Source organism: Micromonospora sp. WMMA1998 (genome assembly GCF_027497375.1).
GTDB lineage: Bacteria > Actinomycetota > Actinomycetes > Mycobacteriales > Micromonosporaceae > Micromonospora > Micromonospora sediminicola.
This window is the reverse complement of record NZ_CP114911.1, coordinates 6,198,834-6,225,476: the sequence shown is the minus strand read 5'-3', so window position 1 is coordinate 6,225,476 and position 26,643 is coordinate 6,198,834. Positions and strand designations below refer to the sequence as shown.

28 protein-coding genes are annotated in these 26,643 nt (G+C 75.1%); 19 read left to right on the top strand and 9 right to left on the bottom strand.

From position 1 onward, the window contains the following. Window positions 1–36: 36 nt before the first annotated feature. Together O7600_RS29035 and O7600_RS29030 are read right to left on the bottom strand one after the other, a co-directional pair. Window positions 37–669 (bottom strand): class I SAM-dependent methyltransferase, encoded by a 633-nt coding sequence (locus O7600_RS29035; RefSeq protein WP_281591543.1) that lies wholly within the window; start codon window positions 667–669, stop codon window positions 37–39. Further along, a complete protein-coding gene (locus tag O7600_RS29030; RefSeq protein WP_281591542.1) occupies window positions 669–1,106 on the bottom strand; it encodes an Rrf2 family transcriptional regulator in 438 nt (145 codons plus the stop codon). Before O7600_RS29030 ends, O7600_RS29035 begins: the two co-directional genes overlap by 1 nt. A gap of 163 nt (window positions 1,107–1,269) precedes the next feature. Between O7600_RS29030 and O7600_RS29025 the strand changes: the two genes are divergently transcribed. From O7600_RS29025 to O7600_RS29010, 4 genes are all read left to right on the top strand, one after another. After that, entirely contained in the window at window positions 1,270–2,481 is a 1,212-nt protein-coding gene (locus tag O7600_RS29025; protein WP_281591541.1) for a globin domain-containing protein, read from the top strand. Window positions 2,482–2,563: 82 nt separating this feature from the next. Continuing rightward, window positions 2,564–3,433: an alpha/beta fold hydrolase gene (locus O7600_RS29020; protein ID WP_281591540.1), complete on the top strand. Its 870-nt coding sequence runs from the start codon at window positions 2,564–2,566 to the stop codon at window positions 3,431–3,433. Window positions 3,434–3,486: 53 nt separating this feature from the next. Beyond that, the gene (locus O7600_RS29015) at window positions 3,487–4,107 is read left to right on the top strand and encodes a hypothetical protein (RefSeq protein WP_281591539.1); all 621 of its coding nucleotides are present in this window, start codon (window positions 3,487–3,489) and stop codon (window positions 4,105–4,107) included. A 117-nt stretch (window positions 4,108–4,224) separates the two neighbouring features. After that, window positions 4,225–4,602: a hypothetical protein gene (locus O7600_RS29010; protein WP_281591538.1), complete on the top strand. Its 378-nt coding sequence runs from the start codon at window positions 4,225–4,227 to the stop codon at window positions 4,600–4,602. Window positions 4,603–4,611: 9 nt separating this feature from the next. Here the strand turns inward: O7600_RS29010 and O7600_RS29005 are convergent, their stop codons facing one another. Together O7600_RS29005 and O7600_RS29000 are read right to left on the bottom strand one after the other, a co-directional pair. Beyond that, window positions 4,612–4,797 (bottom strand): GTPase activator, encoded by a 186-nt coding sequence (locus O7600_RS29005; RefSeq protein ID WP_281591537.1) that lies wholly within the window; start codon window positions 4,795–4,797, stop codon window positions 4,612–4,614. Window positions 4,798–4,860: 63 nt separating this feature from the next. Next, window positions 4,861–5,751 carry a DUF72 domain-containing protein gene (locus O7600_RS29000; RefSeq protein WP_281591536.1) on the bottom strand — a complete coding sequence of 297 codons (891 nt, stop codon included), beginning with the start codon at window positions 5,749–5,751 and terminating at the stop codon, window positions 4,861–4,863. Window positions 5,752–5,871: 120 nt separating this feature from the next. Here O7600_RS29000 and O7600_RS28995 point away from each other — a divergent pair, with 120 nt between their 5' ends. The 3 genes from O7600_RS28995 to O7600_RS28985 all read left to right on the top strand — a co-directional run bounded on the left by O7600_RS28995 (window position 5,872) and on the right by O7600_RS28985 (window position 8,051). Continuing rightward, window positions 5,872–6,378 carry a DinB family protein gene (locus O7600_RS28995; RefSeq protein WP_281591535.1) on the top strand — a complete coding sequence of 169 codons (507 nt, stop codon included), beginning with the start codon at window positions 5,872–5,874 and terminating at the stop codon, window positions 6,376–6,378. Between the two features lie 81 nt (window positions 6,379–6,459). Continuing rightward, window positions 6,460–7,335, top strand: a complete 876-nt coding sequence (locus tag O7600_RS28990) for a hypothetical protein (RefSeq protein ID WP_281591534.1) — start codon at window positions 6,460–6,462, stop codon at window positions 7,333–7,335. A gap of 23 nt (window positions 7,336–7,358) precedes the next feature. Next, window positions 7,359–8,051 (top strand): Pr6Pr family membrane protein, encoded by a 693-nt coding sequence (locus O7600_RS28985; protein ID WP_281591533.1) that lies wholly within the window; start codon window positions 7,359–7,361, stop codon window positions 8,049–8,051. Window positions 8,052–8,062: 11 nt separating this feature from the next. Here O7600_RS28985 and O7600_RS28980 read toward each other — a convergent pair whose 3' ends face one another. Both O7600_RS28980 and O7600_RS28975 read right to left on the bottom strand, forming a co-directional pair. Further along, complete coding sequence (locus O7600_RS28980) at window positions 8,063–10,147, bottom strand: glycogen debranching N-terminal domain-containing protein (protein WP_281591532.1); 2,085 nt, start codon at window positions 10,145–10,147, stop codon at window positions 8,063–8,065. Next, complete coding sequence (locus tag O7600_RS28975; RefSeq protein ID WP_281591531.1) at window positions 10,144–10,527, bottom strand: SCP2 sterol-binding domain-containing protein; 384 nt, start codon at window positions 10,525–10,527, stop codon at window positions 10,144–10,146. The genes O7600_RS28980 and O7600_RS28975 overlap by 4 nt, the downstream gene beginning before the upstream one ends. Before the next feature lie 108 nt (window positions 10,528–10,635). Between O7600_RS28975 and O7600_RS28970 the strand changes: the two genes are divergently transcribed. After that, window positions 10,636–11,613 (top strand): glycoside hydrolase family 88 protein, encoded by a 978-nt coding sequence (locus O7600_RS28970; RefSeq protein ID WP_281591530.1) that lies wholly within the window; start codon window positions 10,636–10,638, stop codon window positions 11,611–11,613. On the opposite strand, the gene O7600_RS28965 is transcribed toward O7600_RS28970, so the two are convergent. After that, the gene (locus tag O7600_RS28965) at window positions 11,600–12,106 is read right to left on the bottom strand and encodes a DinB family protein (RefSeq protein ID WP_281591529.1); all 507 of its coding nucleotides are present in this window, start codon (window positions 12,104–12,106) and stop codon (window positions 11,600–11,602) included. The genes O7600_RS28970 and O7600_RS28965 overlap by 14 nt on opposite strands. Window positions 12,107–12,193: 87 nt before the next feature. Between O7600_RS28965 and O7600_RS28960 the strand changes: the two genes are divergently transcribed. From O7600_RS28960 to O7600_RS28910, 11 genes are all read left to right on the top strand, one after another. Further along, a complete protein-coding gene (locus tag O7600_RS28960) occupies window positions 12,194–12,709 on the top strand; it encodes a 2'-5' RNA ligase family protein (RefSeq protein WP_281591528.1) in 516 nt (171 codons plus the stop codon). Between the two features lie 56 nt (window positions 12,710–12,765). Continuing rightward, on the top strand, window positions 12,766–13,593 hold the full coding sequence (locus tag O7600_RS28955) for an MEDS domain-containing protein (RefSeq protein WP_281591527.1): 828 nt from the start codon (window positions 12,766–12,768) through the stop codon (window positions 13,591–13,593). Beyond that, window positions 13,590–14,552, top strand: a complete 963-nt coding sequence (locus O7600_RS28950) for an anti-sigma factor RsbA family regulatory protein (protein WP_281591526.1) — start codon at window positions 13,590–13,592, stop codon at window positions 14,550–14,552. The genes O7600_RS28955 and O7600_RS28950 overlap by 4 nt, the downstream gene beginning before the upstream one ends. Before the next feature lie 108 nt (window positions 14,553–14,660). Then, window positions 14,661–16,127 (top strand): hypothetical protein, encoded by a 1,467-nt coding sequence (locus O7600_RS28945; RefSeq protein ID WP_281591525.1) that lies wholly within the window; start codon window positions 14,661–14,663, stop codon window positions 16,125–16,127. A gap of 95 nt (window positions 16,128–16,222) precedes the next feature. Then, the gene (locus O7600_RS28940; protein ID WP_281591524.1) at window positions 16,223–16,597 is read left to right on the top strand and encodes a hypothetical protein; all 375 of its coding nucleotides are present in this window, start codon (window positions 16,223–16,225) and stop codon (window positions 16,595–16,597) included. Window positions 16,598–16,639: 42 nt separating this feature from the next. After that, complete coding sequence (pip, locus tag O7600_RS28935) at window positions 16,640–17,632, top strand: prolyl aminopeptidase (protein ID WP_281591523.1); 993 nt, start codon at window positions 16,640–16,642, stop codon at window positions 17,630–17,632. Further along, entirely contained in the window at window positions 17,629–18,462 is an 834-nt protein-coding gene (locus tag O7600_RS28930) for a metallophosphoesterase (RefSeq protein WP_281591522.1), read from the top strand. The genes pip and O7600_RS28930 overlap by 4 nt, the downstream gene beginning before the upstream one ends. Further along, window positions 18,459–19,148 carry a 4'-phosphopantetheinyl transferase superfamily protein gene (locus tag O7600_RS28925; protein WP_281591520.1) on the top strand — a complete coding sequence of 230 codons (690 nt, stop codon included), beginning with the start codon at window positions 18,459–18,461 and terminating at the stop codon, window positions 19,146–19,148. Before O7600_RS28930 ends, O7600_RS28925 begins: the two co-directional genes overlap by 4 nt. Before the next feature lie 45 nt (window positions 19,149–19,193). Then, window positions 19,194–21,455, top strand: coding sequence for a catalase (locus tag O7600_RS28920; protein ID WP_281591519.1), 2,262 nt, complete (start codon window positions 19,194–19,196; stop codon window positions 21,453–21,455). 145 nt (window positions 21,456–21,600) lie between these two features. Continuing rightward, a complete protein-coding gene (locus O7600_RS28915) occupies window positions 21,601–23,277 on the top strand; it encodes a discoidin domain-containing protein (RefSeq protein ID WP_281591518.1) in 1,677 nt (558 codons plus the stop codon). 102 nt (window positions 23,278–23,379) lie between these two features. Continuing rightward, window positions 23,380–24,753, top strand: coding sequence for a glycosyl hydrolase family 18 protein (locus O7600_RS28910; RefSeq protein WP_281591517.1), 1,374 nt, complete (start codon window positions 23,380–23,382; stop codon window positions 24,751–24,753). Window positions 24,754–24,804: 51 nt separating this feature from the next. Here the strand turns inward: O7600_RS28910 and O7600_RS28905 are convergent, their stop codons facing one another. Together O7600_RS28905 and O7600_RS28900 are read right to left on the bottom strand one after the other, a co-directional pair. Further along, on the bottom strand, window positions 24,805–25,782 hold the full coding sequence (locus tag O7600_RS28905) for a DUF2804 domain-containing protein (protein WP_281591516.1): 978 nt from the start codon (window positions 25,780–25,782) through the stop codon (window positions 24,805–24,807). Window positions 25,783–25,844: 62 nt separating this feature from the next. Beyond that, a complete protein-coding gene (locus O7600_RS28900) occupies window positions 25,845–26,603 on the bottom strand; it encodes a peptidylprolyl isomerase (RefSeq protein WP_091578725.1) in 759 nt (252 codons plus the stop codon). Window positions 26,604–26,643: the final 40 nt, after the last annotated feature.

Below are 26,643 nucleotides of genomic sequence, written 5' to 3'. Positions count from 1 at the left end.
GGCCGCCCGGCGTCCCGCGTGCGGGGCGCCGGGCGGTCAGGCCCGGACCGCCGCGCCGAGCACGTGCGGCGAGGCCGGCGCCGGGAGCCCGGCCTCGGGGAAGCGGAACCGGTCCAGCCCGGTGACGGTGAAGCCGGCGGCACCGATCGCCGCCACGGTGTCCCGGGCGGTGTGGCAGCCGGCGCAGAACAGCGGCCAGAGCGTCGCGTCGGCCACGCGTTGGGCCCGGCGCAGACCTGGTGTCTGCGCCACCACGTGCTCGTAGAAGCGCAGCTCACCGCCGGGACGGAGCACCCGGCGCGCCTCCGCCAGCGCCACCGCCTGGTCCGGCACCGAGCAGAGGACCAGGGAGAACACCACCGCGTCGGCGGCGCCGTCGGCGACCGGCAGCGCTTCGGCCAGGCCGGCGGCCACGGTCACCGGCACCCGGGCGGCGGGCGCGGCCTCGCGGGCCAGCGCGCGCAGGCGCGGCTCCGGCTCGACGGCGAGGACCCCGGTCACGGCCGGCGGGTAGTGCGTCAGGTTGCGTCCGTTGCCGGCGCCGACCTCGACCACCCGACCGCGCAGCCCGGCGACCAGCCGTCGCCGGTGCGCGGCGACGCCGGCCTCGTCCATGGCGACGCTGGCCCGGGCGAAGATCCGGGCGAAGATCGGGTGGGAGACGGCCATCAGCGGCCCGCCGGCGGAGCGCCGAGGCTGAGCAGGAGCGGGCCGGCGGCGCCGTCGACCAGGTCGCCGAGGCGCACCCCGTCGAGGACGGCGAGGAACGCGGCCTGGGCGCGGCGCAGCTCGCCGCGCAGCCGGCAGCCGGCGACCAGCGGGCAGGCCGGTTCGTGGCAGTTGACCACCTCGTCGTCGCCCTCGAAGGCCCGGACCACCTGGCCGACGGTCAGCTCGCCGGCGTGCTCGGCGAAGGCCACCCCGCCGGAGCGGCCCCGGATGGTCACCAGGACGCCGAGCCGCTGCAACCGTTGCACCACCTTGGCGACGTGGCTGCGGGGCAGCGCGAGTCGGGTGGCGAGTTCGTCCACCGTGGCGCGGGCCGGGGACGCGGCGGTCAGCATGGCGATGCGCAGCGCCATGTCGGTCGACCGGTTGAGCCTCACGCCCCGACCCTAGCCAGTCGGCGCCGTCCGCGACACGGGCAGATCGCCGCGCGGCCGGGGTGACCGGCGCCACCTCGGCCCCGGGACCTTCGACCCTAAAGAGGAACAAGAGACTCCTGTTTCGTGGTGATCGACCCGTTCGACACCAGAAGGAGACTCAGTCGTGCTCTCGGAATCCTCCACCGCCGTGGTGACGGCGACCCTGCCCGCCGTGCGGGCACACGGCGAGGCGATCACCGGCCGGTTCTACCAGCGGATGTTCGACGCCCACCCGGAGCTGCTCGACCTGTTCAACCGGGGCAACCAGGCGAACGGGCAGCAGAAGGCCGCCCTCGCCGCCGCCGTGGCGGCGTACGCCGGGCACCTGACCGGTGACGCCGGCGCGCCCTGGGGGCCGGTGCTGGACCGGATCGCGCACAAGCACGCCTCCCTCGGGATCACCGCCACCCAGTACCCGGTCGTCGGCCGGCACCTGCTGGCCGCGGTCGGCGAGGTGCTCGGCGACGCCGTGACCGCGCCGGTCGCCGCCGCCTGGGACGAGGTCTACTGGCTGCTGGCCTGCGAGCTGATCGCCCGCGAGGCGCGCCTCTACGCCGGGGCCGGCGTACCCGAGGGCGGCCCGGTCTGGCGGGACTGGCGGGTGACCGGGCGGGCCCGGGAGACCACCGACGTCGTCTCGTTCACCCTCGCGCCGGCCGACGACGGCGTCGCGCCCGACTTCACCCCCGGCAGCTACGTCTCGGTGGCGGTCGACCTGGACGGCGGCCGAGGGCGGCAGATCCGCCAGTACAGCCTCTCCGGCCGGCCCGGCGCCGACCGGTGGCGGATCACCGTGAAGCGGGTACGCGGCGTGGCCGGCGCGCCCGACGGGCTGGTCTCCGGGCACCTGCACGAGCGCGTCGCCGTCGGCGACACGCTCCGGCTGAGCCCGGCCTTCGGCGAGGTCGACGCCACCGGTGACGGCGGACCGCTGCTGCTGGTCAGCGCCGGCATCGGGCTCACCCCGGCGATGGCGGCGCTGGCGCGCCTGGCCGACCGCGACCCCGGCCGCCAGGTGACGCTGGCGCACGCCGACCGGGCCCCCGCCGCGCACGCGTTGCGCCACGAGCTGCCCGCGTTCCAGGAGCGGCTGCCGAACCTCACCGTCCAGCTCTGGTACGAGGACGCCGTCGACGGCGATCTGGCGGGGCTGAAGGCGGAGGTGTCCCCCGGTCTGATCGAGCCGGGGCGGCTCCCGGTCGCCGCCGGGGTCGCGGCGCACCTGTGCGGGCCGATCCCGTTCATGAACGCGGTCCGCGGCGATCTGCTGCGCCGCGGCGTACCGGCCGACCGGATCGCCTACGAGGTGTTCGGCCCGGGGATGCTGCCGGGCTGACCGATGAGGCGGGCGCCGGCCCAGGCGGTCGGTCCGCCACCCCTTGCTACCCGCCGGTAGCTTCGGCCCGTACGCTGGGCCGGTGAGCGGGGAGTACGCGCAGGAGTACGTGGACGTCGACGGGGCGCGCCTCGGCGTGCAGATCTACCCGGAGCCGGCCGGGCCGCCCGGCGCGCCGGTGGTGCTGATCTGGCCGGCCATGGGCGTTCGGGCCCGCTACTACCGGCCGTTCGCCACCGCGCTGCGCGACGCCGGGCTCGCCGTGGTCGTGGCCGACCTGCGCGGCACCGGGGAGAGCACCCCCGCCCCCGCCCGCACCTGCCGGTACGGCTACGCCGAGCTGGCCACCGACGTCGGCGCGGTGCTCGACGCGCTCAAGCCCCGGCTGGACGGCCGCACCCGGCTGCTGCTCGGGCACTCGCTGGGCGGGCAGGTCGCCGTGCTGCACCAGGCGCTGCACGACGCCGACCGGGTCGACGGGCTGGCCCTGGTCGCGGTGGGCATCCCGTGGTGGCGCCGGTATCCGGGGCTGCGCGGCTGGGGCGTGCTGCCGTACACCCAGGGCATCGCGGCGGCGGCCCGGCTGCTCGGCGTCTGGCCCGGCTGGGGGTTCGGCGGCCGGCAGGCACGCGGCGTGATCCGGGACTGGGCGCAAACCGCCCGCACCGGCCGGTTCCCGGCGTTGGACGGCGTCGACGCGGAGGCCGCCGTGCGACGGATCCGCACCCCGGTGCTCGCGATCAGCGTCGACGACGACCAGTACACGCCGCACGAGACGCTGGACCACCTCTGCGGCAAGCTGGCCGCCGCGCCGGTGACCCGGCACCGCTACACGGTCGCCGAGGCCGGCGCGGCGCTGGACCACTTCACCTGGGTCCGTGCCGCCACGCCGCTGGCCGGCCGGGTCGCCGCGTTCGTCGGCGCCCTGCCGGCCCGTGATTCGAGGGCGTGAGCACGGCGAGGACGGGTATGCCGCACCGCCCGAACACGGCGGAGGGGGATCTGATGTCCGAACGGCACACCACGCTGCGCTCGATGCACGACCTGGGCCTGGCGGCCTGGTTCGGCGGCTCCCTGATGGGAGCGCTCGGCGTCAACGGCGCGGCGGCACGAATCGACGACACGACGCAGCGGCTGCCGGTGGCCTCGGCCGGCTGGGCCCGTTGGACGCCGGTGAACGCGGCGGCGATCGGCGCGCACCTGGCCGGCGCGGTCGGCGAGCTGGTCACCGAGAGCCCGCGGATGGCCCGGCAGTCGGGGGTGGGAAAGGCCAGCGCGGTGAAGACCGGGCTGACCGTCGCCGCGCTGGCGGTCACCGGCTACAGCCGGCTGGTCGGCATGAAGCTGGAGAAGGCGGGCGGGCCGCCCGTCATGGGGACCACCGAGCCGCACCAGCACACCCCGGCGAACGTCGCCGCGAGCCAGCGACAGATGAAGATGCTGCAGTGGGCGATCCCGGCGCTGACCGGCGCGCTGGTCGTGGTGACGGCGTACATGGGCGAGCAGCAGAAGCCGGGGCAGGTGTTCCGCGGCATGCTCAGCCGGGCCGGCGGGATGCCGAAGAACCTCGGCAAGATGGCCGCCATGGGCGCGGCCGGGCGTTCCCTGGTCGGCGCGGCTCGCTGACCACCGCGCGGCCGGCGACCCACGTCGGGGTGGGTCGCCGGCCGCGCGGTGATGGCCCCGACCCGACGCGTGCCGGACGACCGGCGCCGGGTGATCCAGGCACTGTGAGGTGAGACCATGACGAGCAGGGACGCCCCGGGCGAGGAGCGCGGGCCGGAGTCGGCCGCGCCGTGGGGCACCACCGACGGGTTCGACGCCGACCCGCCGTGGGGCGCGGGTGACCGCGACCCGATGGACGAGGGCAGTGAGGAGACCGCCGTACCCGAGGGCCGGCGCGGTGAGCGTCGCGCGGCCGGGGCCGGACCGGGCGGCCCGAAGGCGGGCCGGCACGGGTTCGGACCGGTCGAGCCGACCCGGACGACCGAGGCGGGGCCGGGCGCGCCGCCCGACCCGGCCCCGTCGCGACGGACGTTCCCGGACGACCGGGCGGACGGCGACCTCGGCGACAACGCGCTGGAGGAGGCGACCGGGATGCGCCCGGAGACCCGCCCCTGAGCGGAACCGTCAGGAGCCGGTGCCGTCCTCACCCGGCCGGCCCGGCGCCGACGGCTCGTTGTCCGGCACCGGCGGGTCGGCCACCGGGTGCCCGGTGTCGTCCACCAGGTCCGGCGCCATGCTGCCGCCGTGCGCCTCCTCGGCCTCCCGGGTCGCCCGGGGGTCCCGGCCGGCCTCGTCGCGTCGTTCGTCCACGTCTCCCCCTCGCTGCGCTCCGGTGACCACAGCGGCGGTACCCGGGAGCGGGGTGGGGAAACCTCAGGCCCGCGCGGCGGCGGGGGCGACGTCGAGCAGGGCGGCGAGGCGGGCGGCGTCCCGCTGGGCCTGGTCGCCGCAGCAGTTGTTCATCAGCACGTGCAGCTCGGTGCTCTGGTCGGCCAGCTCGCGCAGCAGCACCGACCAGTGCCGCAGCTCCCGCTCGCCGTAGGCGTAACGGAACCGGTCCTGCTTGTCGCCGCTCTCCCAGGCTGTGCTGTGCCCGTGGAAGCGGATCACGGCCAGGTCGGTGGTGGCGACGAGGATCGGTGGCACCGAGGAGGCGTGCCCCTGCGGCATGTCCACACAGGCGTACCCGAGCCCGTTCTCGCGCAGGAACGTCACGGTGTCCACCACGGCGTCCTCGGTGAACCACGACGAGTGTCGCAGCTCGACGGTGACCGGCCAGGGCCGGCACCGCCGCGCCGCGGCCAGGATCCGCCGCCGGGCCGCGTCGCCTCGGGCCAGCCAGGGCGGGAACTGCAACAGCACCGCGCCGAGCCGGTCGGCCGCCGCGAGCGGCGCCAGCGCCGCGTGGAACCGGTCCCACAGCTCGTCGTACGCCCCGGCGGGCAGGTCACGCCAGCGGACCCGGCTCGGCCCGCCCGCCGGTCGCAGGTCCCGGGGCAGCGCGTCGACCGGGGTGTGGTGGCCGGTGAAGAGGCGGAACGCCTTGACGTCGAAGGTGAACCCGGGTGGGGTGGCGGCGGCCCACGCCGCGGTCGTCTCCGGCGCCGGCACCGCGTAGTACGAGGTGTCCACCTCGACCAGACCGAAGTGCTCCGCGTACCAGCCCAGCCGGCCGGCCGGGGTGTTGATCCCGCGCGGGTACCAGCCGGAGCGGACCAGCATCTGGTCGGCCCACGAGGACGTGCCCACCTTGATGACACCCATGTCATTCAGTTCACCGCCACCCGGGCGGATCGGCAACCGGAGGCTCCGGTGTGGAGCCTCGGAACTGTCGGTGCGAGGTCGTACGGTGACGTCGGGTCGTCGATCGGAAGGACGGGCGGCATGGACGTCAGCGAGGAGGTTCTCACCGGGGAGCGGGCGGATCTGCTCGCCGCCCTGCGCCGGCACCGCGGCTTCCTGCGGCAGACGGTGGCCGGGCTCGACGACGAGCAGGCGGCGCGCCGGAGCACGGTCAGCGCGCTGTGCCTCGGCGGGATCGTCAAGCACGTGGCGATCACGGAGCGGATGTGGGCCCGGTTCGCGGTGGGCGGGGCCGAGGCGATGAGCAGCGAGCCGGTCGACTGGGCCGGCCAGTTCCGGATGGATCCGACCGACACGCTGGCCGGGCTGCTCGCCGAGTTCGACCGGGTGGCCGCCGGGACCGACGCCCTGGTCGCCACGCTCGACCTGGACGAGGCGCACGCCCTGCCCGACCAGCCGTGGTTCGAGCGCGGCGCCGCTTGGACGGTGCGCCGAGTGCTGCTGCACCTGGTCGCCGAGATCGCCCAGCACGCCGGCCACGCCGACATCATCCGCGAGTCCATCGACGGGGCGAAGACGATGGGCTGACCGGCGACGTGACCCACCTCACGGTCCCGGCGCGCCCGGTGGTGTGACACCGGGCCAGGTGGCGGCGCTGAGGGTCACGAGATGGACGCACCCCGCCTGGACCAGGAAACCGTCGAGCGGCTGCTCGTCGGTTCCGCCGACGGCCCGCGGGCGCTCACCCGTCTCCTCGACGCCGTCCGGGTCCCGCCCGGCACCGGCGAGGTCAGCGGTGAGGCCGCCGCGGTCACCGCGTTCCGGGAGGCGCGGGCCGGCGCGGTCGTGGCGGCGCGGCCGGCCGATCGGCCGCCGATCGGCGTGCCGCGCGCGGCCCGGCCGACCGGCGGCTCCCGGCCGGTGGACCGGCGGCGGGCGGTCCCCCGGGGCGACACCGGGCACCGGCCCGCACGACGGTTCGCCGGGTTGCTCGGCGGCAAGCTCGCGGTCGCCACCGTGCTCGCGTCGCTCGGCGGCGGCGTGGCACTGGCCGCCGCCACCGGGAACCTACCCGGGCCTGGCGGCGACCGGACGCCGGTGGACGGCGCCTCCGGCGGCAGCCGGCCCGTCGCCGGACCGCTACCGGCGACGGGCCCGCGCGGCCGGACCGGCGAGCCGACGCCCACGGCGGCCGACCCGCTCGCGCCGGGGCGGCTCTGCACCGCCTACCACCGCCTGGCGGAGCCGGAGCGCGGGCCCGCCCTGGACACCCCGGCGTTCGCCGGCCTGGTCGCCGCCGCCGGCGGCCCCCGCCGGGTGCCCGGCTACTGCGCCGACCTGCTCCCCGGGGCGGCCGGTCCCGACGAATCCCGCCCGCCCGTCGGCTCCGCGGAACCCGGACCCGACGGCTCCGGACCACCGGGTCCCGCGGGCTCCGGGCCCCCGGGACCGGACGGTTCGGGTCCGCCGCCGCAGCCGACCACCGCCGGCTCCGGCCACCCGCTCGGCCCGGCCGGCCCGCCGACCGGCCGACGCCCGGGCTGACGACCGGCTGCTAACGTGCCCCGGTGACCCCCCGGCGTCGCCGACTGGCGATCCTCCTGCGCCTGGCCGTGGTGCTCGGCGTGGTGGCCGGCATCGTGCTGACCGCGCTCGGCCCGGCCACGATCACCGGCCTGCTGCCCTACTTCACCATCCAGAGCAACGTGGCGGTCGGCGTCTTCGCCGGCTACACCGCCTGGTGCGCGCTGCGCGACCGGCCGGAGCCGCCGAGCGTGCTCAAGGGCGCGGTGACGCTCTACATCACCATCACCGGCACGGTCTACCACCTGGTGCTGGCGAACCCGGCCAGCCCGTTCGCCATGGTCCAGCCGCACCGGGAGCCGGGCGAGTGGTGGGGCAACCAGTTCCTGCACACCGTGGTGCCGCTGCTCGCGGTCGCCGACTGGGCGCTGTTCGACAGGCGCGGGCGACTGCGCCCCCGATACGCCGCCTGGTGGCTGGTCTTCCCGCTGGCGTACCTCGGTTTCGCGCTGGTGCGCGGGCTGGTCGTGCACCGCTACCCGTACCCGTTCCTCGACGCGGGACAGCTCGGCTACGACGGCGTCGGTGTGAGCGCGGTCGGGTTCGCCGTCGTGTTCTGGCTGTTGGGTCTGCTCTTCGTGGGCGTCGACCGGCTGCTCGCCCGACGCCGGGGCGCCGCCCCGGCGCAGGCGGCGCGGGAAGACCCGGCGGTACGGCAGCCCACCGCGTCCGGCTGAACCCCGACCGGTCAGGCGGCACGCCGCACGCCCGTCTCGTCACCGACCCGGGCCCGCCGGCCGCCGCCCCGCTCCCGGCCGAACGTGTCCGTCCGTCCCCAGCGACCCGGCACGTCGAGCAGCTCGATCCGGCCGTAGCCGGCCGGGATCACGGGGTCGACCAGCAGGTTCTCCCCGCACGGCCGGAGCCCGAGCATCGTCGACAGCAGCAACAGCAGGCCGCCGGAGGCCCACGACTGGGGGCGGCCGGCCGCCGGCAGCTGGACCGGGTACTTGGTCAGCCCGCGCGGGTAGCCGGCGATCACCTCCGGGACCGAGCCGCCGAGCGTCTCGGCCGCCTCGAACACGCCGGCGGCGATCTGGGCCGCCTCCGCGTCGAAGCCGTACCGGCGCAGGCCGGCCGCGACGAGCGCGTTGTCCGACGGCCAGACCGCGCCGAGGTGCGCCCCGACCGGGTTGTACGGCCGCTGGCCGTCGGCGTAGGTGCGTACCCCCCAGCCGGAGAAGAGGTCCGGCCCGCACAGGTGCGCGGCCAGCGCGTCGGCCCGGTCCGGCTCGACGATGCCGCTCCACAGCAGGTGCCCGAGACCGGAGGTGAGCGCGTCGACCGGCTGGCAGTCCGGGGTGAGGGCCAGCGCGTAGTAGCCCCGGTGCGGCAGCCAGAAGTCCCGGTTGAACCGCTCGCGCAGGCGCGCCGCGTCGGCCTCCAACCGCTCGGCGTACTCCGGGTCGTCCCAGACCTCCCGGGCCAGCCGGGCGCCCCGGATCCGCGCGTCGTACCCGTACCCCTGAAGTTCGCACGTGGCGCGGGGGTAGGGCGGCACGACGCCGTGCCGGTCGACGATCGCGTCGGGCGAGTTCCGCCAGGTCTGGTTCGCCACCCCGTTGACCGTGTTGCGCGGCTGGTAGCGCAGGTAGCCGTCGCCGTACGGGTCGCCGTAGTCGGTCAGCCAGTCCAGCGCCATCCGGGCCGGGTGCCGCAGCTCCCGGACCAGGTCGGCGTCGCCGGTCCACCGCTCGTACTCGTCGAGCAGCACGACGAAGAGCGGGGTGGTGTCGGCCGCGCCGTAGTAGAGCGCGGTGGGCTGCTCGCCGAACGCGGCCGCCTCGCCGTACCGCAGCTCACAGAGGATCTTGCCGGGTTCCTCGTCGTGGTAGTCGTCGAGCCGGCCGCCCTGCAGCAACGCGAGCATGCGCAGCGTGGCCGGCGTCAGCTCGGGCGTGAACGCCAGCGTCTCCAGGCAGGTGACCAGGGCGTCGCGGCCGTAGAGCGTCATCGCCCAGGGCAACCCGCCGACCGGCACCCGGTCGGTGTACGCCAGCGGCGTGTAGCGCAGCGCGGCCAGATCGGCCAGGGCCTGCCGGTAGGCGGCGCCGAGAGCCTTGCGGTCGGCGACGAGGTGCGGCGCCTGGTCGAACCAGTGCGCGAGGTCCGCGCGCATGTCCGCGCGGACCCGCTGGCGGTGGGACTCGATGTCGGCGCGCAGGTCGCGTCCGCCGGCGCCCTGAATGACCATGGCGACGTGCAGGTCGGTGTGCCACTCGCCGTTCGGCTCGACCCGGATCCGGAACGTCATCCCGCGCCCGTCGACCTCCGCCGGAGCGGTGCTGGTGACGTCCGTCTGCCGGGTGAACCGGTCCCGCTCGTAGCGGATCCGCAGCTGGCGCCGGTCGGTGTCGGCGACGACGACCGGTTCGCGTGACGCGGGTCGCAGGACCTCGGCGGTGTCGGCGAAGTCGCTGCCGATCTCCATCCGCACGGTGAACTCGGCGGGCTCGGCGGAGTGGTTCAGCACCGTGAGTCGCTCGTGGAACGCCTCGTCGACGGAGCGGTGCCGGATCACCGAGACGTCCGCGTCCACGTAGTGGCTGGCGGCGCCGGGGACGAGCACGAAGCGGGTCTCGAAGTAGCTCAGCTCGTCCCGGGACAAGGCGTGCAGCCGCTCCCCGTCGATGGTGAGCACCCACCGGGACAGGAACCGGGTGTCGAAGGAGAACAGGCCGATCGGGGCGGACGGGTCGGGCTCCATGTCGCCCTGCGCGTCGCTCATCGCGAACGCGTTACCGGCGAGGACGTTGACCAGCTCCTGCCTCATCGGGCGGCCCCCCGGTAGGGGAAGCCGGCCACGTCCCGCGGGTGCCGGGCGTCCGGCGGGCCGGGAAAGATCCGGCGCAGGGTCAGCAGCAGCTTCAGCTCGCCCTGCACGGTGAGGTCGTTGCGCAGCAGCGCGGCAGCCGGGTGCAGGCGCCCGGCCGCGATCCGGTCGAAGACCTGCCGGTCGGCGCGGACCACCAGGTCCGCCTCCTCGGCCAGCCGGGCCACCCGGACGTCCTGCCGGTCGATGGTCAGGTACCAGTGCTCGGTGTGACCACCGTCCCGCAGGTCCAGGCGGATCGTGCCGGAGGTGGTCTCGGGCAGCTCCGGGTGCCGGCCGGCCGCCCCTCGGGCCAGGTGCTCCGCGGCGGAGACGCTCATCCGGTCCCCTTCCTCGTCGTGCCGTTCCCGCAGCGTCCCCGGGAGTCGGGTGAGGCGAACTCACCCGGTCCGGGTGAGTCGGGCGGCCGCACCGGGTACCGGACGGGCATGTGGACGACCGGGGACGCCACCGCCGACCGGGTGCTGCTCGCGCTGCTGACCATGCAGCGGGAGTCCTGGGAGCAGGGCATCACCGGGCAGGCGCTGCTCGACCTCGGGCTGCCGGAGGCGGCGGTGCTCGTCGCCGACGCGGCGGTGACCCGCCGGCGGCCGGACGGGCGGCTCGGCGAGTGGGCCGGCTCGGTGGGCGCGGTGAACGGCGCCGCGTGCGGCGAGGTGGTCCGGCACGCCGCCGTCACGACCGGGGACCCGAGGTACGCCGCCGCGTTGGACGCGCAGCTCGACTGGCTGGCGCGCCGGGCGCCCCGGGCCGCCGACGGCACGCTGTTCCACCTGCTCGACGGCCGTCAGGTGTGGGCCGACACGGTCTACATGACGGTGCCGCTGCTGGCCCTGACCGGTCGGACTGAGCTGGCCACCGCGCAGGTGACCGGGCACCGCCGGCGGTTGCACGACCCCCGCACCGGCCTGTACGCGGCCCGCTGGGACGAGGACCGGGGCGAGCTGGACCGGCCGGAGCCCTGGGGCACCGGCAACGGCTGGGTGGTCGCCGGGATCGCCCGGGCGCTGCGCCCGGCGAGGGCCTGGCCGGCCGGGCTCCGCGCCGAGCTGGCCGGGCACGCCGAGGAGGTGCTCACCGCCTGTCTGGCGTACCGGACCGACGACGGGCTCTTCCCCGACGTGCTCGACGACCCCGGCACGTTCCGCGAGGCGAACACGGCCCAACTTCTCGGGTACGCGGCGCTGACCGGGGTGGCCGACGGCTGGCTGTCCCGCTCGTGGCTCGACGTGGGGGCGGACCTGCTGGCCGCCGCCGGCCGCCGCGTCGACGGGTCCGGACGGGTGACCGGGGTCAGCGGCGCGCCGGACTTCGCCGCCCCCGGCACCTCACCCGAGGCGCAGGCCGGTCACCTGCTCGGGCACGCCGCGCTGCGCCGGGCCCGGGACGCGGTCAGCCCAGGATGAGCCCGCGCACGTACGCGGCCTGACCGACGTGCTGGAGGTCGTCGTCGAGCACGCTGACCAGCCGTACGCCGAGGGTGACCGGCGGGTCCCAGTTGTCGTCCACGACCCGGTCCAGGTCGGCCGGCCCCAACCCGCGCAGGTAGGCCAGGCTGCGGTCCACCACCGCCCGGTGGTAGTCGAGCAGCACGCCCCCGTCGTCCGGGCGGACCCCGGCGATCTGCTCGGGGCCGTGGCCGTAGCCGGTGTCGTCCGGGTCGGAACGCAGGCCGCACCGCCGCGCCCAGTCGCCGCCGACCCAGAGCTGCTCCTTGCCCATCACGTCGGCGACGTGGTGGTCCTGGATCCGGGTCAGGTGCCAGACCAGCCAGCCGACCGGGTTCGCCCCGTCCGCCGGGGCCTGCCGCAACTGCTCCGGGCCGAGCCCGTCGAGCGCGCCGGCGACCAGGTCGGGCAGCCGCCCGTACCCCTCGGTCAGCAGATCGTTCACGTCCATGTGCGCCTCACTCCCCGACCGTCTCGCACCGTCTCCCGGGCAGTACCGCCCAGCGGGCGGGGCAAACCTCCGCTCTAGGGTGATCGGGTGGTCGCGGCGCTGGAGCTGTATCTCGACACCGACGCCACCCGGCGGGTCCGGGTGCTGTGGGACCTGCTGGAGTCCGAGGGGGTGCAGAGCATGCGCTCGCTGCTGGCCCAGCGGCACCGCCCGCACGTCTCGCTGGCGGTCGCGCCCCGTCTGGACCCGCGGCAGGTGGCCGAGGCGCTCGCCGGGACGGTGGTCGCCGCGCCGCTGCGGTTGGAGTTCCAGCACGCCGGCCAGTTCGTCGGACGCGTGCTGTGGCTCGGGCCGGCGCCCACGCCGGAGCTGCTGGCCCACCACGCGGACGTGCACGAGCGGCTGGCCCGGGCCGGGGTCGGCGTGGTGGAGCACTACCGGCCGGGCCGGTGGGTGCCGCACTGCACGCTCTCCATGCGGGTGCCGAACCCGCTGATGGGCGCCGCGGTGCGCCGCTGCCTGGAGATCCTGCCGCTGACCGCCACCGTGGTCGGGGCCGCGGTGACCGACCACGCCCGCGACATCTCCCACCCGCTGCCCTGACCGCGACGGCCGGCCGCCCGGCACGGGGCCTAGACTGGGCGGATGAGGTGGAGCCGGTGACCGGCGGGGACGCGACAGGACCCGGCTACGGTCACGGCTGCCTCGCCTACGCCGACCCGGCCGCGCTGCACGCGCTGGAGGTCGACCAGGTCACCGCCGGGCTCGCCGCGGGCGAACAGGTCTGGCTGGTCGGCCCGGAGGAGCCCGAGGTGACGGCCCGGCGGCTGACGGCGGTGCCCGGGTTCACCGCCGCGCGGCGTCGCGGCGACGTGCGGCTGCTCGCCGTCGGCCAGGCCTACCGGCACGACGAGGTGGTCGATCCCGGCACGCAGGTCCGGGCGTACGTGCGGGCCACCACCGAGGCGTTGACCGCCGGCTACACCGGCCTGCGGGTGGTGGCCGAGGCGACCGGCCTGGTGCGCACCGCCGCCCAGCGGGACGCCTTCGCCCGCTACGAGCACCGCATCGACCACTGGATGCGGCACCGGCCGATGTCGGCGGTCTGCGCGTACGACCGGCGGGTGCTGGGCGACGCGGCGATCGCCGAGCTGGCCTGCCTGCACGCGCAGACCAACGCCGAGGTGCTGTTCCGGTTGCACGCCGGCGGCGACGACGCGGCGGTGGCGCTCGGGGGCGAGCTGGACCCGTCCAACCACCTGCTCTTCGCCACGGCGTTGGAGCGGGCCGACCCGCGTCCGGAGGCGGGCCGGCTGGTGTTCGACGCGTCCCACCTGCGCTTCGTCGACCACCGCGGCCTGCTGCGGCTGCGCGATCACGCCCGCCGGCACGACGCCGTGGCGGTGTTGCGCACCCGTCACTCGGCGCCCGCCCGGCTGGTGGAGCTGCTGCGCCTGACCGGGATCCGGGTCGAGGTGGTCCGATGAGGACCGGCGCGGCCGCCGGCCACACCGGCTACTTCCACGAGGCGCTGCTCTACGAGTCCGACGACGAGCTGCTGGCCGTCGTCCTGCCGTTCCTGCGCGGCGGCGTCGAGGCGGGCGAACCCACGGTGGTGGGCCTGGGTGGGCGCAACGCCGACCTGGTCCGCCGGGCGTTGCCCGCCGGCGCCGACGTCACGTTCCTGCCCGGCGGGGACGTCTACGCCCGGCCGACCGGCGCGATCCGCGCCTACCGCGAGTTGCTCGGCTCCTACGTGGCGGCCGGCGCCCGGCAGATCCGCATCGTCGGCGAGCTGCCGGCGGTTCTGTTCGGGGCGACCTGGGACGCGTGGGCCCGCTACGAGTCGGCGATCAATCACGCCTACGACGACTTCCCGCTGTGGAGCATGTGCGCCTACGACCGTCGGGTCGCGCCGCCGCACGTGCTGGCCGACGTGGCGCGGACCCATCCCCGGGTCGCCACCCCGGACGGTCGACACGAACCGACCGGCGTCTACACCGAGCCCGCGACCTACCTGTCCGAGTGCCGTCCCGCGCCGCTCGACCCGGTGCAGCACACGGTGCCGGAGGTCGAGCTGTCCGACCCGACGCCCGCCGGGGCCCGTGCGGCGGTCCGCGCCGCCGACCGGGGCCTGCTCCCGCCCGACGACCTCGACGACCTGGTGATGGCGGTGAGCGAGGTGGTGTGCAACGCGCTGCGGCACGGCACGGCCCCGGTGTGCCTGCGCCTGTGGCGCGCCCCCGACCGGCTGGTGGTGACCGTGCACGACCGCGGCCCCGGTCCGAAGGACCCGTACGCCGGGCTGCTGCCGGCGGGCGACGGGAGCGAGGGCGGCCTGGGCCTGTGGATCAGCCACCAGAGCTGCGACCACGTGACGCACCACCGGGACGCCGACGGTTTCACCATCCGACTGACGGTCGGGAATCCCCACTTCCCGGTCTGACTCGCGGATCAGCGGGCGGGGCGGGGCGAGACGCGCGCGCGGACACGGTACCGTAGCGCCTCATCGTGCCCTGCGGCCTGGCGCTGGCGAACCGACGGAGGATGGCGCATGTCCAACGGTGAGGAACCGTTCGCACCCCACGACGACGTGTCCGCACGCCCCCGGTTCGCTCCGGGGCTGCGCGGCTACGACAAGCGTCAGGTGGACCGGTACGTCGAGCAGATGGACGGCGAGGTGAGCGCGCTGACCGCCGCCCGGGACCGAGCGTACGCGCAGGTGCGGGAGCTGACCGCGCAGGTGCAGCGGGCGCAGGCCGAGGCGGTCGAGCTGCGGGACCGCCCGACGGCGGTGGACCGGGCCTCGTTCCGCGACCTGGGGCCGATGGTCGACCAGATCCTCGACCTGGCCGAGAAGCAGGCCGGCCAGATCACAGAGATGGCTACCCGACGCGCGGAGGACCACCAGGCGCAGGCGGAGAAGGTGCTGACCGCCGCCCAGGAGCAGGCCGCCCGGGATCGGCGCGAGCTGGACGAGGAGCTGTCCGCCCGCCGGGCCGAGCAGGAGCGGGTGGACGAGGAGCGGCGGGCCGCCGCGCAGGCGGAGCTGACCGCCGTGCGCGAGCTGGCGGAGAAGCTGCGCACCGAGGGCCAGGCCGCGCACGACCGGGCCCAGCAGGAGGCGAAGCGGATCACCGAGCAGAGCGCCCAGCAGGTCGAGCAGGCCCGGTCCGCGTCCGAGGCGCTGGTGAAGGCCGCGCGGACCCAGATCCAGCAGGAGGTGCAGGCCACCCGCAGCAAGGCGCAGCAGGAGCTGGCCCAGTGGCAGGCCACCATGGCGCGGGAGCTGGACGAGCGGCGGGCCGCGGCGGAGCAGGAGCTGGCCGACCGGGCGAGCGCCGCCGAGCGGGACATCGCCGCCCTGGTCGCCGAGGCCCAGCAGTACGCCACCGAGGTGCGGGAGCGGGCCGACGAGGAGACCGCGGCGCACCAGGAGCAGCTCGCCACCGTCCAGCGGGAGGTCCAGCAGCGGCAGGAGGCCCTGGCCCGGCTCACGTCCGAGCTGGAGACGGTCGGCACGCAGTTGGAGGAGACCCGCGGCGAGATCGCCGCGATCGAGCGGGCCGGCGCGGAGCTGGAGGAGCGGCTGGTCGGCGTACGCCGGGACCTGGCCGCCGAGACCAAGCGGCTGGACGAGGCGCGGCGCGCGGCGGAGCTGGCCGAGCAGCACGCCAAGGAGACCCGGGCCCGGGTGCAGCGGGAGGCCAAGCGGGTCGCCGACCTGGCCGCGGCGGCGGTGATGGCGGCCGCCGCGGGCGGCGGGGAGACGGCCGAGTACCCGCAGGTGGGCGCGCGTCCGGCCGCCGTCCCGGTGGTGGCGGCCGAGCAGGCTCCGCGCGTCGACGCCGAGCGGGCCGAGGCGGACCCGGGGGACACCGATCGGCCGACCGCCGAGCCCTTCATCGAGCGGCTGGACGGGCCGAGCTTCGACGCCTTCGCCGTGCGGACGCCGGCGCCGCGCCCGGTGCCGGAGGCGGAGACCACCGGTCCGGAAACCGGGGTGCGTGCCCCGGCCTGAGCGGGACGTCGGACCTTGCCACCATCCGTTGCCATATGCAAATATCTGCATCGATGTGTAGGGCAGGATTCGATCCTTCACGGGGGTTGGTGGACATGCGAAAAGCATCCTCGATCGGCGCGGCCGTCATCCTGACCGTCGCCGCGGCGGGTGTCGCGGTGGTCGGTTCGGCCGCACCGGCCAGCGCGAGTTGCAGTCACTCGCACTCCAACGTGGACCCGAAGTTCGGCCAGCTCTTCAACGCCACCAACGTCAACATCCGCACCGGCCCGCACACCACCTGCTCCTCCCGCGGTTACGGCCAGCTGAGCCACAGCGTCGACTTCCACTGCTTCGCCAGCGGCGACCGGGTCAGCGCGAACGGCCACACCACCTACACCTGGACCTATCTCAAGGACACCACCACCGGCGTCTCCGGCTGGGTCGCCGACGCCCTGCTCGACAACCTCGGCGGCAACGTCGCCTGCTGACCGGCCCGCGCGGCGCGGGCCGGGCCGGCAGAATCAGCGGGCATGACCGGAGTCGGCCTGCACCCGCCCGTCGAGCCGTACGCCGTCCACCGCGTGCCGGTCGGTGACGGCCACGTCCTGCACGTGGAGGAGGTCGGGCCGCCGGACGGCGTACCGCTGGTCTTCCTGCACGGCGGGCCGGGCGGCGGCCTGGTGCCGGCGGCCCGGCGGTTCTTCGACCCGGCGCGCTACCGGGCCGTCCTGTTCGACCAGCGCGGCGCGGGCCGCAGCACCCCGTTCGGCGGGCTGGCGGCCAACACCACCTGGCACCTGGTGGCCGATCTGGAGACGATCCGGCGGCACCTCGGGATCGCCTCCTGGATGGTCTTCGGCGGGTCGTGGGGGGCCACGCTCGGGCTGGCCTACGCCCAGACCCACCCGGAGCGGGTGACCGGTCTGGTCCTGCGCGGCGTGCTGCTGCTGCGCCGCGGCGAGCGGGAGTGGTTCTACCAGGGCGGCCTGCGCCACCTGCAACCCGAGGAGTGGGACCGGTTCGTCGCCCCGATCCCGCCGACCGAGCGGGACGACGTGCTGGCCGCCTACCACCGACGGCTGCACGGCCCGGACGAGGCGCAGGCCCGGGCCTGCGCGCGGGCCTGGGGGCGGTGGGAGGCGGTCAACTCGTCGCTGCGGCCCGACCCGGAGCTGCTCGCCCACCTCACCGCCGACGAACAGGCGCTGCCGATCGCCCGGATCCTGTCCCACTACGCGCACAACGGCGGCTTCCTCGCCGAGGGGCAACTGCTCGACGGGGTGGACCGGATCCGCCACCTGCCCGCCGTGATCGTCAACGGCCGGTACGACCTGTGCTGCCCCCCGGTGTCCGCGTACGACCTGGCCCGGCGGTGGCCGGAGGCGGAGCTGCGGATCGTGCCGGACGCCGGGCACTCGGCGGCGGAGCCGGGCATCGCCCGGGAGCTGCTGCGCGCCACCGACCGGATCGCCGACCTGATCGCTGGTCATTCCGAACCGCCGCTGGCAAGATCGGCCGGGTGACGGGTGCGCTCTACGCGGTCAGTGACCTCCACGTGTCGTACGCGGAGAACCGGGCCGTGGTGGACGGCCTGCGGCCGGAGACGGCGGACGACTGGCTGATCGTCGCCGGTGACGTCGGCGAGGTGTTCGCCGACGTCGAGCGGACGCTGCGGCTGCTGCGCGACCGGTTCGCCACGGTCATCTGGGCGCCCGGCAACCACGAGCTGTGGACCCATCCCACCGACCCGGTGACGCTGCGCGGGGTGGCGCGCTACGAGGCGCTCGTCGGGATGTGCCGCGACCTCGGCGTACTCACCCCGGAGGACGACTTCCCGGTGTTCCGGGGCGTCGGCGGGCCGGTCACCGTGGCGCCGCTGTTCGTGCTCTACGACTACTCCTTCCGCGCCCCCGGCACCACCACGAAGGAGGACTCGCTGGCCGCCGCCTACGCCGCCGGCGTGGTGTGCACCGACGAGATGCTGCTGCACCCCGACCCGTACCCGGACCGGGAGTCCTGGTGCCGGGCCCGGCTGGCGGTGACCGAGCGGCGGCTGGCCGCCACCGACCCGGCGCTGCCGACGGTGCTGGTCAGCCACTGGCCGCTGGTCCGCCAGCCCACCGAGGTGCTCTGGTATCCGGAGTTCGCCCAGTGGTGCGGCACCGACCGCACCGCCGACTGGCACGTGCGGCACCGGGCGGCCGTCGCGGTCTACGGGCACCTGCACATCCCCCGCACCACCCGGTACGACGGGGTGCGCTTCGAGGAGGTGTCGCTGGGCTACCCGCGCGAGTGGGGGCGGCGGGGCGGCGAGCCCCGGCCGATGCGACGCGTCCTCGGCGACGACACGTGATCGAGGCGCTGCTGCCGGCCGGCACCGTCGCGGTCGAGGCGTACGCCGACGTGCCCGGCGAGCCGCCGTACCCCGGCGAGGAGGACCTGGTCGCCCGCGCGGTCGACGGCCGCCGTCGGGAGTTCGTCACCGCCCGGCGCTGCGCGCGGGAGGCGCTGGCCGAACTCGGGTACGCCCCGGCGCCGATCCGCCCCGGTCCACGCCGGGAGCCGCTCTGGCCGGCCGGGGTGGTGGGCAGCATCACCCACTGCGCCGGCTACCGGGCGGCGGCGGTGGCTCCGGGCGCCACGCTGGCCGGGCTGGGCATCGACGCCGAACCGCACGAGCCGCTGCCCGACGGGGTCGCCGGCGCGGTCACCACCGCCGGCGAGCCGGAGCACCTGACCGGCCTGCGGGCCGCCCACCCGACGGTGCACTGGGACCGGCTGCTGTTCAGCGCCAAGGAGTCGGTCTACAAGGCGTGGTACCCGCTGACCGGGCGCTGGCTCGGCTTCGAGGACGCGGAGCTGACCATCGATCCGGGCGGCCGGTTCGTCGCCCGGGTGCTGGTCGGCGGCGCCCGCGCCGACGGCGGCCCACCACTGCGCGCGCTCGCCGGCCGTTGGTTGGTCGCACGCGGACTGGTGGTGACCGCCGTCGCGGTGCCCGCCGGTTCGTCCTTGTTTGCCCGGCCCGACCCGGGGTAGGGGCCTGAGGACCTGGTCATTTCGCCGCAGGGAGGACAGGTCCTGATGGAATCCAGCAAGCCCGCCCAGGTCGTCAAGGGTGTCGTCGAAGCCGCCGTCGAGAAGGTCGGCGACGCGCTGACCCCGGACGTGCCGGGCGCGCCGGGCAGCGCGCCGCCGTCGCTCGACGAGCCCACCGCGCCGCACGGCCCGCTGCCGCCCAAGGACGAGCAGGGCGCACCGGAAACCCGCACCCCGACCGGCGCCGAGACCGGCGTCCCGAAGATCGCCAAGGGACAGCAGGGGGCGTATCTCACCACCGCCAACGGTGCGCGGCTGCGCGACACCGACCACTCGCTGAAGGCCGGACCCCGCGGTCCGGTGCTGTTGCAGGACCACCACCTGCGCGAAAAGATCATGCACTTCGACCACGAGCGGATCCCGGAGCGGGTGGTGCACGCCCGGGGCGCCGGCGCGCACGGCGTCTTCGTCGCGAACGGCGCCGCCGAGGAGGTCACCCGCGCCGGGTTCCTGAAGAAGGGCCGGGAGACGCCGGTCTTCGTCCGATTCTCCACCGTGCTGGGCTCGCGCGGGTCGGCCGACACGGTGCGCGACACCCGGGGCTTCGCCACCAAGTTCTACACCGACGAGGGCACGTTCGACCTGGTCGGCAACAACATGCCGGTCTTCTTCATCCAGGACGCGATCAAGTTCCCGGACATCATCCACGCCGGCAAGCCGCACCCGGACCGGGAGATCCCGCAGGCGCAGAGCGCGCACGACACGTTCTGGGACTTCGTCTCGCTGCACACCGAGGCGCAGCACCACACCATCTGGAACATGTCCGACCGGGGCATCCCGCGGTCCTACCGGACCATGGAGGGCTTCGGCGTGCACACCTTCCGCCTGGTGAACGAGGCCGGCGCGACGGTGCTGGTCAAGTTCCACTGGAAGCCGAAGCTCGGCGTGCACTCGCTGGAGTGGGAGGAGGCGCAGCTGATCAACGGGATCGATCCGGACTTCCACCGCCGCGACCTCTACGACGCCATCGAGGCCGGCGCGTACCCGGAGTGGGAGCTGGGCATCCAGGTCTTCCCGGACACGCCGGAGGAGACGTTCGCCGGGATCGACCTGCTCGACCCGACGAAGATCGTGCCGGAGGAGCTGGCGCCGGTGCAGCCGATCGGCCGGCTCACGCTCAACCGGACCCCGCGCAACTTCTTCGCCGAGACCGAGCAGGTGGCGTTCCACGTGGGCCACCTGCCGCCCGGCATCGACGTCACCAACGACCCGCTGTTGCAGGGCCGGCTCTTCTCGTACCTGGACACGCAGCTGACCCGGCTGGGCGGGCCGAACTTCACCCAGATCCCGATCAACCGGCCGCACGCCGACGTCAACGACATGCTCCGCGACGGCTTCCACCAGCAGGCGGTGCACGCCGGGGTGGCGCCGTACCGGCCGAACTCGCTCGACGGCGGCAACCCGTTCCCGGCCGGCGACCGCGAGCACGCGTTCGTCGACGTCCCGGTGACCGTGGCCGAGGCGCCCAAGGTCCGGGCCGCCCCGGCGTCCTTCGACGACCACTTCAGCCAGGTCCGGCTCTTCTGGGCGAGCATGTCGCCGGTGGAGAGGGAGCACATCGTCCGGGCGTACACGTTCGAGCTGGGCAAGTGCTACCACCAGGCGATCAAGGAGCGGCAGCTGCAGAGCCTGGCCAACATCGACCCGGTGCTGTGCGAGCAGGTCGCCACCGGTCTGGGCCTGCCCGCGCCGCAGCCCACCGTGCCGCTGGCGGAGGTGCAGCCCAGCCCGGCGCTGTCCCAGGTCGGCCGGGAGTGGCCGGCCGACGGCCGGATGGTCGGCATCGTCGTCGACGCGGACGGCGACCTGGACGACGTCGCCGAGGTCCAGCGTGCGGTGTTCGCCGCCGGCATGGTGCCGCTGCTGGTCGCCGCGCACGGCGGCACGGTCGGCGGGCTGCCGGTGCAGCGTACGTTCGCCACCGCCCGCTCGGTCGAGTTCGACGCGGTCCTGCTGGCCGGCGCCCCGGCGCCGGCGCCGGACGCGCTGCCGGCCCGCGACGCCAAGGCCGGCGCGGCGGGTTCACCCACCGTCGACCCGCGGGTGCTGCTGCTGGTCGAGGAGGCGTGGCGGCACGCCAAGGCGATCGGCGCGTGGGGCGCCGGCGCGGAGGCGCTGCGGCAGACCGGGGTGGCCGGCTCGCCCGGCGTGGTCACCGGGGACTCCGGCGCGGAGGTGCTCGCCGCCGTGCAGGGGTTGATGGCGGCGCACCGGGTCTGGGAGCGGTTCCCGGCCTCGGTCGCCTGACCGACGCACCGGCGAGGGGCGGTCCGCCACGGGCGGGCCGCCCCTCGCCACTTTTTTCATTGATCTGTCTCACTATTGCAGCACAACATCGCCTAATGCCATGATGGCCGTCGATTTCTTCCCCCTCTTTCGAAGGAACGGTCCCATGGCGCCCTCCCGCCGCACCCTGATCCGGTCCGCGCTCGCCGGATCCGCGCTCGCCGCCCTGCCCGACCTCGCGCTCTCCCCCGCTCCGGCCGCCGCCGCCAGCCCGCCGGGCGACGTGGTCGGGAAGGTCACCGTCGGCTACCAGGGCTGGTTCAGCTGCCCCGGTGACGGCGCCCCGATCGGCGGCTGGTGGCACTGGAGCCGGGACCGGTTCCAGTCCCCCTCACCGGCCAACACGACCATCGTCTCCTGGCCGGACATGCGCGAGTACGACCGCGGCTACGCCACCGCGTACCCGAACCGCGGCGACGGCCGGCCGGCCACGCTCTTCTCCTCCTACGACCAGCAGACCGTGGACACCCACTTCCGCTGGATGCGGGAGCACGGCTGCGACACCGTCGCGCTGCAACGGTTCAACCCGTTCGGCGACGAGGGGCCGACCCGCGACGCCATGGCGGCGAAGGTCCGGTCGGCGGCCGAACGCTTCGGCCGCACGTTCTACGTCATGTACGACGTCACCGGCTGGACGGCCATGCAGTCACAGCTCAAGGAGGACTGGGCCACCCGGATGTCGGCGCACACCGCGTCACCGGCGTACGCCCGGCAGAACGGCCGGCCGGTCGTCTGCGTGTGGGGATTCGGCTTCGCCGACGACGGCCGCCCCTTCGCCCCCGCCGCTTGCCTGGACGTGGTGCGGTGGCTCAGGGCGCAGGGCTGCTACGTGATCGGCGGGGTGCCCACCTACTGGCGGCAGGGGATCAACGACTCCCGCCCCGGCTTCGGCGACGTCTACCGGGCGTTCGACATGCTGTCGCCGTGGATGGTCGGGCGCACCGGCACGCTCGACGGGCTGGACTGGTTCCACGACAACGTCAATGTCCCCGACCTGGCCGACTGCGCCGCCCACGGCATCGACTACCAGCCCTGTGTGATGCCCGGCGACCTGTCCGCCGGGCACCGCCGGCACGGCGACTTCTACTGGCGGCACCTGTACAACATGGTGCGGCTGGGCGCCCACGGCCTCTACGTGTCGATGTTCGACGAGTTCAACGAGGGCAACCAGATCGCGAAGACGAGCGAGACCGGCGCGACCACCCCGGCGGGCGTGGGGATCCGGGCCCTCGACGAGGACGGCACCGCCTGCTCGGCCGACTACTACCTGCGGATCACCGCCGATGGCGGCCGGATGCTGAAGGGACAGTTGGCGCTGACCGCGACGCGCCCCACCCCGCCGGTGGTCGGGGGCGGGCAGCCACCCGCCGGGGACCTGGCGGTCGGTCGGCCGGCGACCGCGAGCAGCCAGCAGAACGGCCCGTACGGCGCCGGCAACGTCGTCGACGGCGACCGGAGCAGCTACTGGGAGTCGGCGAACGGCGCGTTTCCCCAGTGGTGGCAGGTCGACCTGGGCGCGAGCCACCCGGTCACCCGCCTGGTGCTCGCGCTGCCGCCCGGGTGGGAGGCCCGGACCCAGACGCTGTCCGTGCAGGGCAGCGTCGACGGCGCCGACTTCGCCACGCTCACCGGGCCGACCGACGTCCGCTTCGACCCGGCGACCGGCAACGAGGCGACGGTGACGTTCTCCGCCACCTCCGTCCGGCACCTGCGGGTGCGGTTCGCCGCCAACACCGGCTGGCCGGCGGGGCAGCTCGCGCACCTGTCCGCGTACGCCGCGTAGTGCATCGACGCACATCGTTGACGGCTTAGTTAATACTCTTTAATATTTGGTCCACCTCGAGGAAGACCCCTGTCCACCCCCGTCCCCCGGGAAGGCCCCTCGATGCCCAGACCCCACCTCCGGCGCCGCCTCGCCGCCGGTGCGCTCGCGCTGGCCACCACCGCCGCCACGCTCACCCTCGCCCCGTCCGCCGCCGAGGCGGTCGTGCTGCCGAACAACTTCAAGAGCGTCGGCTACCTGCCGTCCTGGAGCGGCAGCGTCAACACCGTCCAGTACGGCAAGCTCACCCACATCAACTACGCCTTCGTGCTGCCCAACGGCGACGGCAGCCTGCGCGCGGTGGAGAACCCGAGCAAGCTCTCCTCGCTGGTCTCGCTCGGGCACGCCAACAACGTGAAGGTCTCCATCGCGATCGGCGGCTGGAACGACGGCGACGACTCCGCGTTCGAGGCGCTCGCCGCCAACTCCGGCGCCCGCGGCGCGTTCGTGAACAACGTGGTCGCCTTCGTCAACCAGTACAACCTCGACGGCGTCGACATCGACTGGGAGTATCCCGACCCGGGGGCGTCGGCCAACAACTACACGCTGCTGATGCAACAGCTCGGCAGCGCCCTGCACAGCCGGGGCAAGCTGCTCACCGCCGCGGTGGTCGCCGAGGGCTACTACGTCACCGGCGTCCCGACCGCCGTCTTCGGCTCGGTCGACTGGCTCAACATCATGGCGTACGACGGCGGCAGCCCGCACGCCAACTACGACTGGTCGATCGCCGCCGTCAACGGGTGGAAGGCACGCGGCCTGCCGGCGGCCAAGGCGGTGCTCGGCGTGCCGTTCTACAGCCGGCCCGGCTACTACACCTACGCCGCGCTGGCCGGGATGGACCCGGCCAACGCCAACCGGGACTGCACCACGGCCGGTGGCGCGCAGCAGTGCTACAACGGCGTCCCGACTGTCAGGCGCAAGACGCAGTGGGCCATGGCGAACGCCGGCGGCATGATGAACTGGGAGCTGTCGCAGGACACCACCGGCTCGACCTCACTGGTCGGCGCGATCTACGACACGGTCACCGGCGGTGGCACGCCGCCCCCGTCCGGGCGCACCGGGCCGATCACCGGCATCGCCGGCAAGTGCGTCGACGTCGCCGCCGCGGGCACCGCGAACGGCACCGCGATCCAGCTCTACGGTTGCAACGGCACCGCCGCGCAGAACTGGACCGTGGCCGGCGACGGCACGCTGCGGGCGCTGGGCAAGTGCCTCGACGTGACCAGCGCCGGCACCGCGAACGGCACGAAGATCCAGCTCTGGGACTGCAACGGCACCGCCGCCCAGGTCTGGCAGGCGCAGAGCAACGGCACGCTGCGCAACCCGGTGTCCAACCGGTGCCTGGACGCCACCGGCAACAGCTCCGCCGACGGCACCCGGCTGCAGATCTGGGACTGCTTCGGCGGCGCCAACCAGGTCTGGCGGCTGCCGGCCTGACCACCCGGCAGGCGTCCCCGCCGCACCGGCGCGGTGCGGCGGGGACGCCTGTCACCAGCGGTTGCGCGCCTCCTCGGCCCAACCGGTCAGGCCGTCGAGATCGACGCGCTCGCCGTCGTCGGTGGCCGCCCAGCCGGTGAAGTGCCCGAAGCACTGGTGCGTCTCCCCGGCCAGCACGAGCAGGTTGGTGCGCGCCACCCGCTCGTGGAACGGGTGGAACGTGACGTCCACCCGGTCGCCGGTGATCCGCCACGGCCGCAGCCAGTCGGACCGGTCGTAGCGCCAGGTGAGATCGGCGCCGATCTTGTGCAGCCGGCCGTCGACGAAGACCGCGTTCTCGGTCGAACCGGTGCCGTCGGTCCACTTCCCGCCCACCTGGATCGCCCGACCCGGGCCACAGCCGGCCGCCCAGTTCCAGCGCACCGCGTAGGGCCACTTGCCGCGCCCGTGGTCGAGCACCGCGAACGAGTCGGCGCCGACCGGGTGGTCCGTGCCGTCGACGCGGATCGAGCCCCGCACCGGGCGGCCGACGTCCTTGACCGTGTACTGGAACCGGCGGGTGCTCCACGGCACCACCACGCCGAGCGACTCGTGCCCCGGCGGCAGCGGCACCACCAGGTCGACCTCGACGTCGGGCGCCGTGGCCCGCACGGTGCTGCCGTCGGCCCCCTGGTCGATGTCGATGGTCAGCCCGCCACCGCGGGCCCGGACCAGACCGGCGCCGCTGACCGGCGGGAACTCCGTACCCCGGGCGAACGGCACGACCGCCTCGGCGACGGTCTCCCGCCGGGTGCGCCGGTCGAGCAGGTAGAGGCTCTGCACGCCGGCGTAGTCCAGCGAGGACGCGACCAGGCCGAGGACGTGTGTCGGGGTGACCACGCCCCAGTGCTCCCACCGCTTGGCCCGGCCCCAGCCGCGCAGGTGGGACCGGTGCAGGGGGCGCCGGCTCCAGCCGACCGCCGCCGGGTTCAGCCGACCGTCCGGCCGGCACAGGTCGACCGGCTCGGTGATCTCCCGCTCGTGCGTCATTGCCGCAGGCTACCGGGCGGCCCGGCGGATCGGCGTCGGCCGTCCCGCCGGGCCACCGGCGGTCAGCGGCCCCGCTTGGCCCGGCAGATCTCCACCGGCAGGGCCGGCGCGCCGTCGACCGGCGCCGGGTCCTCCGGGGTGGCCGCGATGCCACCGGCCGCGATCCGGTCCAGCGTGGCCAGCCCGGCCGCGTCGATCTGCCCGAAGACGGTGTAGTTCGGGCGCAGCGCCGAGTCGGACTGGACCAGGAAGAACTGGCTGCCGTTGGTGTCCGGGCCGGCGTTCGCCATGGCCAGCGTGCCGCGGGCGTAGAGCCGGCGGACCCCGGTGGGGTCGGTCGGCGCCGGCGGCAGGTCCGTGGGCAACTCGTCGCGGTACCGGTAGCCCGGGCCGCCCTCGCCGGTCCCCGACGGGTCGCCGCACTGCAACACCTTCAACGTCGGGTACGCGGTGAGCCGGTGGCAGGGCGTCCGGTCGTAGAACCGGTGCCGGGTCAGGTGCAGGAAGCTCTGCACCGTGCAGGGGGCCTGCTCGCGGTCGAGGGTCAGCCCGATCGGGCCCTGGTTGGTGCGCAGGGTCACCCGTACCGTCCCCCGGTCCGGCGTGCGCCGCGGATCGGGCGGCAGCGGCACCGGCCGGGCGGCCGGCTCGTCCGGCGTCGGCGTGTACGCGCACGGCCCCTTGGTCGGCGCGGGGTCGGCGGCCGGGGCCGCGACGGCGGCGACACCTCCGGCGGCGACCAGCGCGGCGGCGGTCACCGCCACCCCGGCGAGGCGGGCCAGCAGCGGTACGGCGACGTGCGGTCGGGTTTCGCTCGACACGTGGGTCCTCCCTGGACTCGTGGTACCAGAAAGACCGGAG